Below are 14249 nucleotides of genomic sequence, written 5' to 3'. Positions count from 1 at the left end.
CGCGACTGAGCGGGCCGGCCGGGTGTCGGCCGCGGCGGGGTTCCAGTTCGTCGGCCGGGTGCCGCCCGCGACTGAGCCGGCCGGCCCGGCGGCCGCGGCGATCGCGTCCCAGCCGGCCGTCACCGGTTGCCCGACAGGTGGGTGATCTTGTTGATGAAGCCGGCCGAGACCTCCTCGTCGGGCGGCTCGGCCATCGCCACGGCCGCGGCCACCGCGTCGGCCCGTACCTCTGGATCCACGGCCTCGGGCACGTGCACGGTGATCAGGTTGCGTTCGCGGGGCGGTGCCGGCTCGGGAGCGAAGGTCACCTCGGACTCCACCAGCATGGTCTCCGGGAGCGCGGGGTCGTCCTGCGGGCCGGGACGGCGTTCGACGATGCCGAGCCTGCCGAAGTCCCGGACCATCTCGTTGATCTGGGTCTCGTAGCCGGTGGGAAGCCAGCGCAGCCACACCGACCTGCGCTCGAAGGCGAGCCGGCGCTCCTCCGCAGGGCGCGCGGGGTCCATCGCGATCGCGTAGTCCGCCTCGGCGAGGACGTGGTTGGGCACCTTGGCCGGCCAGAACGTCGGCAGGTACGGGTCGTATCGGGGCCCGAACCCCACGTCGTAGCCGGAGCGGCAGCTCGCCGTGTCGGTGTGCCAGGGGACGGCCATCCACCGGGTGAGGTGGCCGGGACCCTGCGCGTACAGCGGGCCGTCGACCGCGAGTGCGGCCTGGGGCGTGAGGACTCGCCCGTAGCTCTGGTCGGGCAGGTCCGGATCCCGGTGCTTGATCCGGAACGGCGCCGAGTACAGCGTGGCGTGCCGCATCGGCCAGGTGAGTTCGCAGCCGGGGTGGAAGGCGTCGGCGAGGCAGAACGACAGCGCGGCCCGGTCGAGCGTCGCGGGGCGCTCGGCGAGGGGAACGTCCTCGAGCCTGGTCACCGGCGTGGCGGCCGGATCGAAGTCCTCGACGAACTCCCCGTTCATCCAGCGCCACAGCAGGTCGTACTGGAGCGGCGAGAGGGCGAGGTGCTGGCGCGGGGAGACCGGCGGCAGGTTGATGGCGTCGCCGTACACCGAGGGCCAGGGCACGGGGGACATGCCGTCGCGGTCGAGGTGCCGCAGCGATGCCCAGACCTGGCGCCGCAGCTCCTTGTGGACGGGGTCCTTGCTCGCCAGCCGGGTGAGCCGCTCGGGCGCCAGCAGATGGTCGCGGCCGCCGTGCCCGAACTGGACGGCGATTCCGTGGTTGACCCACTGGAGGTCGCACAGCCGCCTCAGCACCGGCAGGACGTCGTGGGTGAAGGAGACCCGCTGCGGGCGCGGCAGCAGCCCGGCCGTCACATAGGTGTCGCGGAGCAGGTCGTAAAGCGTGCGGACGGACTTGAGTCCGGGCGCGTAGTCGGGGGGCGCGACGACGACCCAGGCGGGCTCGACGGGGATGGTCCGGCCGTCGATCCGGACCTCGGCCCGCACCGGCCCGTCGGCGATGTCGTCGTGCCAGCCGTCGTTGTTGGCGTAGTCGGTGGCGGGGCGGTTGTCCACCGAGGCCGCCTTGCCCCGGCCGCCGAGGAAGAGGAGCCGGCCGGCTCGGTCGGTACGCAGCTCGCCCAGGTAGACGGGGGTGCCCATGAACGTGCCGGTGTCGAACCGCAGCTCGGGCAGTCCGGCCCGGTCGCGGCCGCGCACCGACCGGGGGCGGGGGTCGATGACCAGCTTGCCGCGGGGCCGGACGGTGGCGTTGCGCAGTCGGCTCTCCGGGGCCTGGGCGGCCTCGGGGATGTCCAGGGCGAGCTGGAATTGATACCAGGCGGCCTTCTTGTTCGCCACGTGCACGGTCCACCGCAGGTCGGCGTTGTCCGCGGTCAGCTCGGCGACCGGCTCTCCGGCCGCGTTGAAGCCGTACACCCGGAAGCGGACCGCCTGCCGTTTCAGGGCCCCGGTCGCGTCCTTGTAGGACGCCTCGGCGGGCGCGTCGTCGACCTCGGGGGCGAGGAAGAACCCCTCCGCGCTGTCGCCGACCCGGGCCACGCCGATCGCCGGGTGGATGGCGGCTCGGACGATCCGGGTGTCGCGGCCGGGCGGCTCGGTGGAGACCGGCCGGGCGGGGCCGGGCTCGGTCGCGGGGACGCCGTTGGCGTCGCGCCGCCGGGCGGCCGAGGCGAGGTACACGCCGCGGCGGGCCTTGGCGATGCTCCCGGCCGGGCGGTGCTCGGGCAGGGAGTGCCAGGGGTTGAAGGCGAGGTTCTCGCCGTACGCCGCCTGGCCGCGGGCCTCCGTGTTCTGCTGATGCAGGGTCAGCCGGGCCACCCGCACCGGCGCGCTCGCCGTCTCCTCCCAGCGGACCGTGGCCCGGTCCAGAGGCATGCCGTCCGGGTCGGTGCGGAGCTGCAGGAACAGGTCGAAGGCCGCCTCCCCGGCGGCCAGCCGGTGCCGCAGGTCGCCGCGGAAGAAGGACGGGTCCTCGTCGGGCGGCACGGCCTGCGGATCGCCGTCCGCGCAGCCCGCGGGGACCAGCTTGTATTTGACGTGCCGCTCGTCCCCGAAGCCGTACGGAAGCACGCTCCAGTACGTCGCCGTCAGCGTGCTCTTCTCGGCCTTGGCCATGTCCTGGAGGACCATCCTGGTGACCGGATGGCTGTCCAGATAAGCCTGGAGGGTGTTGTCGACCACCCCGGCCCGGGTGAATTCGCACATGTCGCGGGCGGTGTCGACGAAGAACACGTCGTGGTTCTGGAGCAGCAGGTCCTGGGTGTCCGCCTCGCTCTCGTCCGTCAGGAGCTTGGCTCCGGGAACCCCGAACAGCTTGATCCCGATGCCGAGGGTGGTGCGCAGGTCGGACCGGGAGGGCACGGTGTCGCTGGAGAACCGCACCCAGGCGGTCAGCCCGCCCTGGGCCCTGGCCGCCTCCAGGAAGCCGACGCGCAGCTCCTCGGGCAGGTCGGCGTCGACGGTGAGGACGCCCCGGGCGGAGCCGTGGGCCTTGAGGAAGACGGGCCGCAGCGCGGGATCCTGCCCCTGCGCGATCCGCCTGCCCTGCACGAGGTCCACGAACATGGCGCGCAGCGCGCGGGCGGGGTCCTCGGCGCAGTCGGGCAGGGGTTCCATGGGTCCGGACATGGGGGCGGGCCTTCCGGGACGGCGGGGCTGTCTCTCCTGGCGGGCTGTCTCTTCCGCCACTGTCCGGGGGCTGCCGCGCGGGCCGCCAGTCCGCCGGGCCCAGGGGAGTGAGGGGGCTCGGGGCGCGGCTTCCGCCATGCGGGGCAGGCGAGTTGCGCGTACGGTGAAACAGGGGCAAGAAGGAAGATTCGGGCATCACCGGGCCTGGAGTCCGCAGTGCCGACTTCCCCGCACGGCTTCCCCGCACCGGTTTCTCCGTCGCGTCCGACGTACGCCGACGTACCGACGTACCGCCGTGCGCCCGACCACCTCTCCATGGGCTTCCGAGGAGACACCATGGCCACGTACACCAAGCCCGCGCTCAACCCTCAGACCTTCGAGGAGCTGATCCAGCGGCTGAAGCAGGACGAGCAGGAGCGGCGCAGGGCGATCGGGATCGTCCAGAGCGACGGCGTCCTGGCGTTCGGGGACGAGTACTTCGCGCTCACCGACAAGCAGCGTGACCAGCTGGTGGAGGTCACATCGGATTCCGAGCAGGCCTTCCGGTGGAAGGCGCTGATCAGCCAGGGGCTGGCCGACGGCATACCGATCTCCATCATCCCGACGGACCGGGAGTCCTCCATCGACATCAGCATCCACACGGGGGACGTGGACATCGACATCCACATCGAGTGCCCCATCTGAGCCGCCCGCCCGCCTCGCCGCCCCGTCGGGCAGACTGACCCCATGGCCATCCACGAGAACCTGCTGGGGGGACCGCCCCCCACCCGTCTGCCCGACGAGCCCGAGCCGCGTGAGCTGCTCGCGGCCGGCACCGCGCCCGACGAGGTCGCCGCGCAGTACCCGACCTCCTCGCTGGCCTGGGCCCAGCTCGCGGACCAGGCGTTCGAGGCCGGTCGGGTCGTCGAGTCGTACGCGTACGCCCGTACCGGTTACCACCGCGGTCTGGACGCGCTGCGCCGCAACGGCTGGAAGGGCCACGGGCCCGTCCCGTGGGAGCACGAGCCCAACCGCGGCTTCCTGCGCGCCCTGCACGCCCTCGCCCGCGCCGCCCAGGCGATCGGCGAGAAGGAGGAGTACGAGCGCTGCTCGACCTTCCTGCGGGACTCCTCGCAGACCGCGGCCGAAACGCTCGGCTGACACCGGTCGACACGCTCGGCCGACGCGTTCGACACGCTCGTCCGACCACGGCCGTGACGTTCGGCCGACCGCTGCCGCCGCCCGGGCCCCTGACGGCCCGGGCGGCGGCGCGTTCGGGCCGATCTCCCTTCCGGGTGCGGGGAGTTGCCGCGGGGCCGGTGCCCCTTTCCGCCACGCCGTGGGACCTGGCGCGTTCGAGGGTGTTCGATCAAGGCCGGTACGATCGCCCGGACCGTTCGACCATCTGCCGGCGCAGAGGCCCCACACCTCTCCCCCACCCGGCTGACACAGGGGAGAAGTCTGTCTTGGGCAAGCGCGGCGCCGCACCCAAAGGACGCGGTGGTGGCCATGGCCGCCGCCGTGGCAACACCAGCAGTACCAGCAGAAGCAGCAGCACCAGCAGAAGCAACGGCAGAAGCAGCGACAGCGGCAGAAACGGTGGTAGAAACGGCAGCAGGAGCCGAAGCCGCCGCTCGCTCGCGCCGATAACCCTCCTCGTCGCCGGGCTCGGGGTGCTCATCGTCGGCAGCGGCGCCGCCCTCGCCCTGTGGCACGACGACGGCATCGACAACCGCAAGGACGACCGCGCCGGGCAGGCGGCCGCGCCGCCCGCCGTCACGCCGGAACCCGCCGTCCCGCCCAAGCCGAAGGTCACGGCCTCCGCGAAGCCGAAGACCTCCCCGTCCTCATCGGCGCCGGCCAACAAGGACAAGAAGGACGAGAAGCCCGACGAGAAGGACGTGCCCGCCTCCGGGTCCGGGACCTTCACCACCGCCCAGGCGTCCGGCGGCGCCGTCGGCTCCGGGACGCTGCGGCGCTACCGCGTCCAGGTCGAGGACGGCGCCGACGTCTCCGCGCGCCAGGCCGCCGAGGAGATCCAGGCCATCCTGGCCCACCCGCGCGGCTGGGCCGCGCACGGCCGGGCCCGCTTCCAGCTGGTATCCGAGAACGCCGATTTCGTCATACGGATCGCCACCCCCAAGACCGCCGACAAGCTCTGCCTGGCCCAGGGCCTCAACACGCGGGGCGAGCTGAACTGCGAGACCACCCAGGGTGTCGTGGTCAACCTCAGGCGCTGGATGCTGGGCTCCCCGACCTTCGCCGGGTCGCCCGCCGAGTACCGCCACCTGATCATCAACCACGAGGTCGGGCACGAGATCGGCATCCGGCAGCACATGGGCTGCCCGGGACCGGGCAAGCTCGCGCCCGTCATGATGCAGCAGATCAAGGGTCTGAACGGCTGCCGTTCGAATGCATATCCGTATGACGAAGATGGCAGCTACATCTCGGGTCCGATCGTGTAATGATGCGGAGGGGACCGCACGCGACGCAGCGCGCGGCCCCGAGGGGACCGGGGCTCCATCGCCGAACGGAAGGAGCGGACCGCTACCCGGTAGTTCGTATCGAGGAGACAGAAATGTCGACGATCCCCGATGCCTCCGGAGCCGGTTCGGTCGACCCGAACCTCGACTTCGCGGGCACGACGCCGTACGAGGACTATGTCCAGGCCGACGTCCTCACCCACCTCCAGCATCCCCTCTCCGACGACCCCGGAGAGATGGTCTTCCTGGTCACCACCCAGGTGATGGAGCTGTGGTTCACCGTCATCGTCCACGAGTGGGAGACCGCGAGCCGCGCCCTGCGCGAGGACCGGCTGCCGGTGGCGATGGACGCGCTCAAGCGCTCCGTACGGGAGCTGGAGGCCCTGAACCACTCCTGGCGGCCGCTCTCCCAGCTCACCCCGGCGCAGTTCAACGCCTACCGCAGCGCGCTCGGCGAGGGCTCCGGCTTCCAGTCGGCGATGTACCGCCGCATGGAGTTCCTGCTCGGCGAGAAGTCCGCGTCCATGCTCGTGCCGCACAAGGCCGCCCCGCGCGTCCACGCCGAGCTGGAGAAGGCGCTGTACCAGCCGAGCCTCTACGACGAGGTGCTGCGGCTGCTCGCCCGGCGCGGGCTGCCCATACCGCAGGACGTGCTCGACCGCGACCTGTCGCAGAAGTACGAGCCGTCGCCGGTGATCGAGGAGACCTGGGCCGGGATCTACGCGGACCAGGACCAGAACGGCGAACTCGTCCGCCTCGGCGAGGCGTTGACCGACATCGGCGAGCTCGTCTGGCGCTGGCGCAACGACCACCTCGTCGCGACCCGGCGGGCCATGGGCTCCAAGACCGGCACGGGCGGCTCGGCGGGCGTGGCCTGGCTGGAGAAGCGGGCCCGCAAGAACGTCTTCCCCGAGCTGTGGACGGCGCGCAGCCATGTCTGAGCCGTACGCCTCCCTCCGCGAGAAGGCCGCCGCGCTCGACGCCCAGGACGAACTGGCCAAGCAGCGCGAGCTGTTCGCCCTGGACGAGGCCGTGTACCTGGACGGGAACTCGCTCGGCGCTCTGCCGCGCCACGTCGCCGGCCGGCTGGCCGACGTCATCACCCGTGAATGGGGCGAGCTGCGCATCCGCTCCTGGGACGAGAGCGGCTGGTGGACCGCGCCCGAGCGGATCGGCGAGCGGATAGCCCCGCTGGTCGGGGCCGCCCCCGGGCAGGTCGTCGTGGGTGACTCGACCAGCGTCAACGTCTTCAAGGCCGTCGTCGCGGCCGCCCGGCTCGCCGGGGAGGACCGCGACGAGATCCTGGTCGACGCGACGACGTTCCCCACCGACGGGTACATCGCCGAGTCCGCGGCCCGGATGACCGGCAAGCGGCTCGTCCCCCTCGCGCCCGGCGACGTCCCGGCCGCGGTCGGACCGCGCACCGCCGCCGCCCTCGTCAACCACGTCGACTTCCGCACCGGCCGGCTCCACGACCTGCCCGGCATCACCGCCGCCGTGCAGGCGGCCGGCGCGCTCGCCGTGTGGGACCTGTGCCACAGCGCGGGCGCCCTGCCGGTCGGCCTCGACGCGCACGGCGTGGACCTCGCCGTCGGCTGCACGTACAAGTACCTGAACGGCGGCCCCGGCGCCCCGGCCTACCTCTACGTCGCCGAGCGCCACCAGGCGGGCTTCGACTCCCCGCTGCCGGGCTGGACCGGTCACCGCGATCCGTTCGCGATGACCCCCGGCTACACGGCGGCGGACGGGGCCACCCGCGGCAGGGTCGGCACCCCCGACATCCTGTCGATGCTCGCTCTGGAGTCCGCCCTCGACGTGTGGGACGGCGTCTCCATGGACGCCGTACGGGCGAAGTCGCTCGCCCTGACGGACTTCTTCCTGGAGTGCGTACGGGCCTACGCCCCCGAGGGCCGCGTCACCTCCCTCACCCCCGAGGCGCACGAGGAGCGCGGCAGCCAGGTCGCGCTGCGCTGCGCCGAGGCGCCGCAGGTCATGGAGACGCTGATCGCCCGGGGCGTGGTCGGCGATCTGCGCCGCCCCGACGTGCTGCGGTTCGGCTTCACCCCGCTCTACGTCGGCTTCGCCGACACCGAGCGGGCGGCCCGGGTGCTCGCGGAGGTCCTCACGGACGTCCCCGGGCAGGCCACGGCGGTCTGATCATCGCCTGATCTGCGGGGCCGTGGTCCTGATACGGTCCCCGCAGGTCAGGCCAGACCGGCCAGGTCACCGAGAGGTGGGAACAGCATGCTCGACCCCGCCGCGCGCGACGCCGCCGAAGAAGCATCGGCCTTCTCGCACCCGGCAGTCGCCCCGGACGTCACCGCCGCGTACGGCGAACACCCCGACCAAGTCGTCGACTTCTACGCCCCCAGGGGCGGCCAGCAGCGGGCGCCGCTGGTCATCACCCTGCACGGCGGGGCGTGGCGGGCGCCCTACGACCGGCTCCATCTGACACCGTTCACGGACTTCCTGGCGCGGCGCGGATTCGCCGTCGCCAACGTCGAGTACCGCCGCGGCGGCGAGATCCCCCGGCCGCGCGGCACCGACCCGGTCGCCGGGCGCTGGCCGGAGACCTTCGACGACGTGGCCGCCGCGCTGGACGCGGTGCCCGAGCTGGCCGCGCGGCATCTGCCGCAGGCCGACCCGCGCCGGATCGTGCTCACCGGCCACTCGGCGGGCGGCCATCTCGCCCTGTGGGCCGCGGCCCGGCACGTCCTGCCCGTCGGCTCGCCCTGGCGCCTCCCGGCGCCGCCCGCGCTGCGCGGTGTGGTCGCCCTGGCCCCCATCGCCCACTTCGAACGCGCCGTGGAACTCGGCGTGTGCGGCGGGGCAGTCATCCAACTCCTGGGCGGCAAGGAGGAGTTCGACGCGCGGGTGCGTTCCGTCGATCCGGCGTCGCTGCTGCCCACCGGAATCGCCACGACCCTCGTCCAGGGCCGCGAGGACGTGGTCGTTCCCCAGGCGGTCGCCGACGCGTACGTCGAGGCGGCGGCCCTGTCGGGCGAGACGGTCGGCCTCACGCTCCTGGAGGACGTGGGCCACTTCCCGCTGATCGACCCGGCGGCCGACGCGTGCGCGGTGGTCGCGGAGGAGATCGCCCAACTGGCATGGTGAGCAAGGTGGTTGGCGCCCGCGGCCAGTGAGCTCACGGGGCCGCCCCCGGGTCCGCCGGCCGGGCTGGTGGTTGGCGCCCCCGCCCGGTGAGCTCACGAGGCCGCTGCTGGGCCCGCCCGCCGAGTCGCTCTCGCGGGGTCCGGTGGATCAACCCGGCCGGTACGTCTGCCAGTTCGCGCCCTCAGGCTCGGTAATCCCGGCAGGACGGCTCGCCCGGGTCGCCCATGCCTCGCATCCGGTGGATCAACCCGCCTGGGCAGCCCGCAGGTCCGGGCCCCAGCCCGCCCCGTACACCCGCAAGGCGACAGCCAGGGGTGACACGGCATACCCGTCATACCTGAGAGCTACACCCGAGGTGTCCTCTCCAGCGTGATGCCGGTGACAAGGGCCGATTCATAGCGTCGGGGCATGAACAGCAGCCGGTTCCGCCGCTCCTTCCTCGCCCTGCTCGTCACCGCCGCCGTGGCCGTGCCGCTGTGCGGCGCGACGGTGCCGCGGGTTCCCGCGCCCCGCCCCGCCGCCATCGACACGGCCGCCGGACCCGAGGCGCGGTACGCCGCCAACCGGGACAACGCCGTCGAGGCCGCCCGCATGGCCGACGCCCACGGCGACCACAAGCGGGCCACGCGCCTGCGGGCCCTCGCCGACCCCGGCCGCCGGCTGCTCACCTTCGACGCGCGGGGTACCGGCCGCGCCGTGGAGGTCCACGGCGACCTCACCCGCGCCATCCGCATCGCCGTCCTCGTCCCCGGCAGCGACACCACCCTCGACACCTACGAGCGGTTCGCCAAGGGCGCCCGCGCCCTCCACCACGAGCTCGGCCCGGACGCGGCGGTCGTCTCCTGGCTCGGCTACGACACCCCCGCCACGATCGGCACCACCGTTCTCACCCCCGGCCGCGCCGCCGACGCTGCCCCCGAACTCCGTTCCTTCGTAGGGGAGATGAGTCGGATGAACCCCGGTGCGCGGATCGCCGCGCTGTGCCACTCGTACGGCTCCGTCGTCTGCGGCCGCGCCGCGCCCGGCCTCGGCATCGACGACCTCGTCCTCTACGGCAGCCCCGGCACCGGCGTCGACACCGCCGCCGCCCTGGCCACCCCCGCCCGCGTGTGGGCCGGGCGCGGCAGCGACGACTGGATCGCCGAAGTGCCCTACGCGAGCGTCGAGTTGTTCGGTACGGCGGTCGGCCACGGCATGGACCCCGTCTCGCCCGGCTACGGCGCACGGCCCTTCGACGCGGGCGACGCCGGCCACAGCGACTACCTCCGGCCCGGCTCCACCGCCCTGCGCAGCATCGCCGGCATCGTGAACGGACCCGCGCGGAAGGACGCGAAGGGGGACGGCCGTGCGTGAGCTGATACACCGCATCGACCGCGCCACCCCGCCCGACCGCGACCGGGCCGCGGACGCCCTGCGCGCGTTCGCCATCCTCGGTGTCGTCCTCGGCCACTGGCTGGTGACGGCCCTGGTCGCCGACAGCGGCACACTGCGCGCCGCCAGCCCCCTCCAGCACATGCCGTATCTCGCCCCGGTCTCCTGGGTGTTGCAGTCGCTGGCCGTGTTCTTCTTCGTCGGGGGCATGGTCGCGGCGCGCAGCCACGCCTCCGCCCTCGCCCGCGGCACAAGGCATCGCGCCTGGCTGGCCGGGCGGCTCGCCCGGCTGTTCCGGCCGGTCCCCGCGCTCCTCGGTCTGTGGACGGTCGCCGCCGTGGCGCTGACGGCGACCGGCACCGACACCAAGACGCTGCACACCCTCCTCAAGCTCGTCCTCTCCCCGTTCTGGTTCCTGCTGGTCTTCGCCACGCTCACCGCCGCCACCCCGCTGGCCGCCCGGATCGGCCCGCTGTGGCCGTTCGCCGTGGTGCTGCACGTGGACCTGATCCGCTTCGGTCTCGGTGGCCCCGAGGAGCTGGGCTGGGTCAACGTCGCCGCGGGCTGGCTGGTCCCGTACGCCCTCGGCACGCTGTGGGCGCGCGGCGAGCTCGGCCGGCGCGCCGCCTGGCTGATGACCCTCGGCGGCGCCGCCGCCACCGCCGCGCTCGTCCTGTGGGCCGGCTACCCCGCGGCCATGGTCGGCGTGCCCGGCGCCCCGGTCTCCAACCTCAACCCGCCCACCCTCGCCGCCGTCTGCTTCGGCATCGCGCAGTGCGGGCTCGCCCTGCTCCTCCTCGAACCGCTGCACCGCGCCATGCGCCGCCCCGCGCTCTGGGCCGCCACGGCCCTGCTCAACCTCTCCGCGATGACCCTCTTCCTGTGGCACCAGACGGCGTTGATGGCGGTCACCGCCACCGGCCTGCTCCTGGGCGGCCCGCGCACCGGACTGCACACCGTCCCCGACGGGGCGGCGTGGGTGGCGGCCAGGCTCGTCTGTCTGCCGGTGTTCGCGCTGGCCCTGACCGTGTGCTGGGCGGTGTTCCGTACGTACGAGACTCCGGGGCCCCGCCGGCCCGGGGCGCCGGGGTCCCGCAAGGCCCGGGTGCCACGGCCCCGCCGGGCCGGGGCGCCGGGGTCCGCCGAGTCCGCGGTCTCAGGAGCCCCCGAGGCCGGGAGCGGGACCGGCCGCGTCGGGAGGACCCGTCATGCCTAGGGTGTTCCCGGTGAAGACACCCCTCGACGCCGCGAGCCTGCCGGGCCGGGCCTGGCGTGCGCTGTGCGCCGACCTCGGCGACACCGGCCGGGATCCGCTGCCGCCCATGGGCGGACGGCGCTGGCTGCGCCGGTTCCCGCATGTCCTGGTGGTGATCTACGCCCTGTACTTCGGGCTGACGCACGCGCGACTGCTCACGTCGGTCTACTCCTTCTCGGGCGGCGCCCTTCCCGAGGCCGTCGCCGCGGCGCAGTTCGCCGCGGTCGTCCTCGCGATGTTCCGGCCGCTGCCCGCACTGTGGCTGTCGCTGGGGGCGACCGCGGCGGGCGCCGTGGGCGCCAAGACCTACCAGCTCCCCGGGGAGTCCTGGCCCTGGCTCATCACCGGCCTGCTCGCCCACGCGATGGTCCTTCTGCTGCTCTCGCTGCGCAGGCCGGTCCGGGTCGCGGGCCAGGCGGTCGTGCTCAGCGTGGGGTTCGGCGCGCTCCTGGAGTGGCTCACCGGCGACCACCTGCACACGCCGACCGTCCTGCTCTCGGCGATCGTCTTCACCGGCGTGACCGTCGTCGGGGCCTCCCTGCGCGCCCGCCGCGAGGCCAAGAGCCAGCTCGTCGAGCAAGAAGTCCTCACCGCCGAGGAACGCACCCGCCGCACCGTCCTGGAGGAGCGCAGCCGGATCGCCCGCGAACTCCACGACGTCGTCGCCCACCACATGTCCGTGATCTCCATCCAGGCGCAGGTCGCCCCGCACCTGGTCGCGGACCCGCCGCCGGAGCTGCGGGAGAACCTGGACGGGATACGCCAGAACGCCCTGGACGCGCTGACCGAACTGCGCAGGGTCCTCGGCGTCCTGCGCTCCGAGGACCCCACCGGCGCGGAGGCCGCCCCGCACGCCCCGCTGCCCACCCTCGACCGCCTCGACAGCCTCCTCGACAACGCCCGTGCCGCCGGACTCACCGTCACTCACGAGCTGTCCGGGGAGCGGCGGGCGCTGGCCCCGGGCGTGGAGCTGTCGGCGTACCGCATCGTGCAGGAGGCGCTCAGCAACGCGCTCCGGCACGCGCCCGGCGCCCAGGTGCGGGTGGAGCTCGGCTACGCCGCGCCGGGCCTGCGCGTCCGTATCACCAACACCGCCCCGGCGAAGCCCGCCCCCGCCGGCCCGGGCACCGGCCACGGGCTGCTCGGCATGCGCGAACGGGCGGCCATGCTGGGCGGTGAACTGGCCACCGGAACCACACCGGACGGCGGCTACGAAGTGACCGCCTTCCTACCGAACACCAGCGGGGAGAAGCAGACATGACGATCCGGGTCCTGATCGCCGACGATCAGATGATGGTCCGTCAGGGATTCACGGTCCTGCTCAACACGCAGCCGGACATCGAGGTCGTCGGCCAGGCCGTGGACGGCCTCGACGCCGTGGCGCGGGTCGCCGAGCTGAAGCCGGACGTCGTCCTGATGGACATCCGCATGCCCGAACTCGGCGGCATCGAGGCGACCCGGCGCATCACCGGCGACGACCCCGCGATCCGGGTCCTCGTCCTCACCACCTTCGACCTCGACGAGTACGTGTACGAGGCGCTGCGCGCCGGAGCCTCCGGCTTCCTCCTCAAGGACGCCTCGGCCGACCAGCTCGCCGAGGCGGTCCGGGTGGTGGCGGGCGGCGACGCACTGCTCTCCCCCGGGATCACCCGCCGCCTGATAGCCGAGTTCTCCCGGCTCAGCGGCCCGCCCCGGGCTCCGCTCAAGGACCGCGTCGGGACGCTGACCGAACGGGAGACGGAGGTCCTGTCGCTGGTCGCGCAGGGGCTGTCGAACGCCGAGATAGCGCGGGAGCTGGTGGTGGCCGAACAGACGGTGAAGACCCATGTGAGCCGGATCCTGGTGAAGCTGGGGCTGCGGGACCGTACGCAGGCGGCGGTGTACGCGTACGAGACGGGCATCGTGCGCCCGGCGGGCTACTGAGGCCGAGGGGCGCCGGTCCTGGGGCGCTCTTCGGGGCTTGGGAGGCACCCTCCGAGGGCGCGGGGCCGCCCTGCGTGCGGCCTGGCAGCGTCCTGGCCAGGCCCCTGGACGACGGTCTCCTGGCTCCGGTGGCTCCGGTCGATTCGGCGGTCGCGGACTCGCGGACAGAACCTGACCGCAAGCCCTCCTACCTTCGACCCATGACGAACACGACGAACAGCACCCCCGCCACCACCCCCGCCCAGACCGTTCTTGTCACCGGCGCCACCGGAACCGTCGGCCGCCAGGTCGTCGCCGAACTCCTCGCCCGTGGCCACCAGGTCCGCGCCCTCACCCGGGACGCCGCCCGGGCGGACGTCCCGCAGGGCGTCGAGACGGTCGAGGGCGATCTGACGGAGCCGGACTCGTTCGCCGCGGCCCTGGAGGGCGTCACCGGTCTGCACCTGATCACCTTCGGCGGCCCGTACTTCGCACCCCTGGAGACCGGCCCCCGGATCCTGGAGCTGGCCGGGCGCGCCGGAGTGCGCCGGGTGACGGTGCTGCACGGCGGCGGCCCCTCGCTCCTGGAGGACGCGGTACGCGCCGGCGACCTGGACTGGACCGTGCTGATGCCGGTCGAGTTCATGGGCAACGCCCGGGAGTGGGCCGACGGCATCCGCGACACCGGCGAGGTCCGCGAACCGTTCACCGACCGGCTCAGCGCCATGGTGCACGAGGGCGACATCGGCGCGGTCGCCGCCGTCGCGCTCACCGAGGAGGGCCACGCGGGCCAGGAGTACGTACTGACCGGCCCGGAGGTCCTCACCCTCCAGGACAAGATCGACGCCCTGGCCGCGGCCGGCGGCACCCCGATCCGGCTCGTCGAGCTGACCGAGGAGGAGGCCCTCGCGCAGTGGCGGGCGGCGGGCCTGGCCGAGGACGTGATCGGCTTCCTCGTGGAGGCGTACGGCAACACCCCCGAGGTCGGCCGGACCGTCTCCGGGACGGTGGAGAAGGTCACGGGCCGCCCGGCGCGGACGTTCG

12 protein-coding genes are annotated in these 14249 nt (G+C 73.5%); 11 read left to right on the top strand and 1 reads right to left on the bottom strand.

Annotated elements, in window-relative coordinates:
- Positions 1–119: 119 nt before the first annotated feature.
- Complete coding sequence (locus tag IEZ01_RS17735; protein ID WP_189202522.1) at positions 120–3101, bottom strand: LodA/GoxA family CTQ-dependent oxidase; 2982 nt, start codon at positions 3099–3101, stop codon at positions 120–122.
- A 336-nt stretch (positions 3102–3437) separates the two neighbouring features.
- Here IEZ01_RS17735 and IEZ01_RS17730 point away from each other — a divergent pair, with 336 nt between their 5' ends.
- The 11 genes from IEZ01_RS17730 to IEZ01_RS17680 form a co-directional block, all read left to right on the top strand.
- Positions 3438–3785 (top strand): hypothetical protein, encoded by a 348-nt coding sequence (locus IEZ01_RS17730; RefSeq protein ID WP_019888177.1) that lies wholly within the window; start codon positions 3438–3440, stop codon positions 3783–3785.
- Positions 3786–3827: 42 nt separating this feature from the next.
- Positions 3828–4241 carry a DUF3151 domain-containing protein gene (locus IEZ01_RS17725; RefSeq protein ID WP_019888179.1) on the top strand — a complete coding sequence of 138 codons (414 nt, stop codon included), beginning with the start codon at positions 3828–3830 and terminating at the stop codon, positions 4239–4241.
- Between the two features lie 512 nt (positions 4242–4753).
- Positions 4754–5545: a DUF3152 domain-containing protein gene (locus IEZ01_RS17720; RefSeq protein WP_019888185.1), complete on the top strand. Its 792-nt coding sequence runs from the start codon at positions 4754–4756 to the stop codon at positions 5543–5545.
- A gap of 113 nt (positions 5546–5658) precedes the next feature.
- Complete coding sequence (locus tag IEZ01_RS17715; RefSeq protein ID WP_189202520.1) at positions 5659–6504, top strand: tryptophan 2,3-dioxygenase; 846 nt, start codon at positions 5659–5661, stop codon at positions 6502–6504.
- A complete protein-coding gene (gene kynU, locus IEZ01_RS17710) occupies positions 6497–7720 on the top strand; it encodes a kynureninase (RefSeq protein WP_019888189.1) in 1224 nt (407 codons plus the stop codon). The genes IEZ01_RS17715 and kynU overlap by 8 nt, the downstream gene beginning before the upstream one ends.
- A gap of 87 nt (positions 7721–7807) precedes the next feature.
- Entirely contained in the window at positions 7808–8677 is an 870-nt protein-coding gene (locus IEZ01_RS17705; RefSeq protein ID WP_019888191.1) for an alpha/beta hydrolase family protein, read from the top strand.
- A 408-nt stretch (positions 8678–9085) separates the two neighbouring features.
- A complete protein-coding gene (locus IEZ01_RS17700) occupies positions 9086–10030 on the top strand; it encodes an alpha/beta hydrolase (RefSeq protein ID WP_189202518.1) in 945 nt (314 codons plus the stop codon).
- Entirely contained in the window at positions 10023–11264 is a 1242-nt protein-coding gene (locus IEZ01_RS17695; protein WP_189202517.1) for an acyltransferase family protein, read from the top strand. The genes IEZ01_RS17700 and IEZ01_RS17695 overlap by 8 nt, the downstream gene beginning before the upstream one ends.
- Positions 11265–11274: 10 nt before the next feature.
- A complete protein-coding gene (locus tag IEZ01_RS17690; protein WP_308427201.1) occupies positions 11275–12564 on the top strand; it encodes a sensor histidine kinase in 1290 nt (429 codons plus the stop codon).
- Entirely contained in the window at positions 12561–13226 is a 666-nt protein-coding gene (locus IEZ01_RS17685) for a response regulator (RefSeq protein WP_019888196.1), read from the top strand. The genes IEZ01_RS17690 and IEZ01_RS17685 overlap by 4 nt, the downstream gene beginning before the upstream one ends.
- Positions 13227–13426: 200 nt before the next feature.
- Positions 13427–14249, top strand: an 823-nt coding sequence (locus IEZ01_RS17680) for an NAD(P)H-binding protein (RefSeq protein ID WP_189202516.1), incomplete at its 3' end; no start/stop codon positions are given.

The sequence above is a fragment of the Streptomyces purpureus genome (genome assembly GCF_014648195.1).
Taxonomy (GTDB): Bacteria; Actinomycetota; Actinomycetes; order Streptomycetales; family Streptomycetaceae; genus Streptomyces; species Streptomyces purpureus.
Note: the sequence above shows the minus strand (reverse complement) of the source record. Positions and strands in the feature narration are given on the sequence as shown.

What these genes read in the sequence shown, in the direction of transcription:
- IEZ01_RS17705 (WP_019888191.1), top strand. Translation starts at nt 7,808, where the DNA reads ATGCTCGACCCCGCCGCGCGCGACGCCGCCGAAGAAGCATCGGCCTTC.
- IEZ01_RS17715 (WP_189202520.1), top strand. Translation starts at nt 5,659, where the DNA reads ATGTCGACGATCCCCGATGCCTCCGGAGCCGGTTCGGTCGACCCGAAC.
- IEZ01_RS17685 (WP_019888196.1), top strand. Translation starts at nt 12,561, where the DNA reads ATGACGATCCGGGTCCTGATCGCCGACGATCAGATGATGGTCCGTCAG.
- IEZ01_RS17730 (WP_019888177.1), top strand. Translation starts at nt 3,438, where the DNA reads ATGGCCACGTACACCAAGCCCGCGCTCAACCCTCAGACCTTCGAGGAG.
- IEZ01_RS17700 (WP_189202518.1), top strand. Translation starts at nt 9,086, where the DNA reads ATGAACAGCAGCCGGTTCCGCCGCTCCTTCCTCGCCCTGCTCGTCACC.
- IEZ01_RS17735 (WP_189202522.1), bottom strand. Translation starts at nt 3,101, where the DNA reads ATGTCCGGACCCATGGAACCCCTGCCCGACTGCGCCGAGGACCCCGCC.
- kynU (WP_019888189.1), top strand. Translation starts at nt 6,497, where the DNA reads ATGTCTGAGCCGTACGCCTCCCTCCGCGAGAAGGCCGCCGCGCTCGAC.
- IEZ01_RS17725 (WP_019888179.1), top strand. Translation starts at nt 3,828, where the DNA reads ATGGCCATCCACGAGAACCTGCTGGGGGGACCGCCCCCCACCCGTCTG.